This is a genomic window from Kurthia massiliensis (assembly GCF_000285555.1).
Taxonomy (GTDB): Bacteria; Bacillota; Bacilli; order Bacillales_A; family Planococcaceae; genus Kurthia; species Kurthia massiliensis.
On the sequence record NZ_CAEU01000075.1, the window covers coordinates 1 to 871 of the forward strand.

The window sequence follows — 871 nt, forward strand, 5'->3', positions numbered from 1 at the left end:
ATTCCGTTGTAGCTCAGTTGGTAGTAGCATCTGACTGTTAATCAGAGGGTCGCAGGTTCGAGTCCTGCCAACGGAGCCATGGCCCCTTGGTCAAGCGGTTAAGACACCGCCCTTTCACGGCGGTAACACGGGTTCGAATCCCGTAGGGGTCATTTTTCATACGGTCCGGTAGTTCAGCTGGTTAGAATGCCTGCCTGTCACGCAGGAGGTCGCGGGTTCGAGTCCCGTCCGGACCGCCACTTTTAACATTGGGGTATAGCCAAGCGGTAAGGCAACGGATTTTGATTCCGTCATGCCCAGGTTCGAATCCTGGTACCCCAGCCATTTATATAATATGAAATTTAGCAGTACTAAATTCTAGTCATGAGTCATTAGCTCAGTTGGTAGAGCATCTGACTTTTAATCAGAGGGTCGCTGGTTCGAATCCTGCATGACTCACCATTTTATTTTTTTAAAAAGTGTTTGACATTACTTGTTACATAGGTTATAATATAAACACTTCGTTAAATAAGATGCGGCCGTGGCGGAATGGCAGACGCGCTAGGTTGAGGGCCTAGTCGAGGCAACTCGGTGGAGGTTCAAGTCCTCTCGACCGCACCAATTTCAAATTATTACAATTTTATATTTGCGCCCATAGCTCAACTGGATAGAGCGTCTGACTACGGATCAGAAGGTTGTGGATTCGATTTCTGCTGGGCGCACCATTTATGCGGGTGTAGTTTAGTGGTAAAACCACAGCCTTCCAAGCTGTTGTCGGGAGTTCGATTCTCCTCACCCGCTCCATTAATTTAAATATTAATTTATATGAACCTTGAAAACTGAACAAGCAAGATGTAATCACAATATAGATTCATTAATTTGAATCAAACGA

General features: G+C 45.6%; 8 tRNA genes. All 8 read left to right on the forward strand.

The features are described from left to right. The first annotated feature begins 2 nt into the window (after positions 1-2). The 8 genes from KMHG_RS16890 (at position 3) to KMHG_RS16925 (ending at position 783) form a co-directional block, all read left to right on the forward strand. Positions 3-79, forward strand: a tRNA-Asn gene (locus KMHG_RS16890). A gap of 1 nt (position 80) precedes the next feature. Next, a tRNA-Glu gene (locus KMHG_RS16895) sits at positions 81-152 on the forward strand. Positions 153-162: 10 nt separating this feature from the next. Then, positions 163-239, forward strand: a tRNA-Asp gene (locus KMHG_RS16900). 10 nt (positions 240-249) lie between these two features. Next, positions 250-324, forward strand: a tRNA-Gln gene (locus tag KMHG_RS16905). 41 nt (positions 325-365) lie between these two features. Further along, positions 366-441, forward strand: a tRNA-Lys gene (locus KMHG_RS16910). Positions 442-514: 73 nt separating this feature from the next. Continuing rightward, positions 515-600: transfer RNA gene (locus KMHG_RS16915), tRNA-Leu, on the forward strand. A 27-nt stretch (positions 601-627) separates the two neighbouring features. After that, positions 628-704: transfer RNA gene (locus KMHG_RS16920), tRNA-Arg, on the forward strand. Positions 705-709: 5 nt separating this feature from the next. Further along, positions 710-783: transfer RNA gene (locus tag KMHG_RS16925), tRNA-Gly, on the forward strand. Positions 784-871 lie beyond the last annotated feature (88 nt).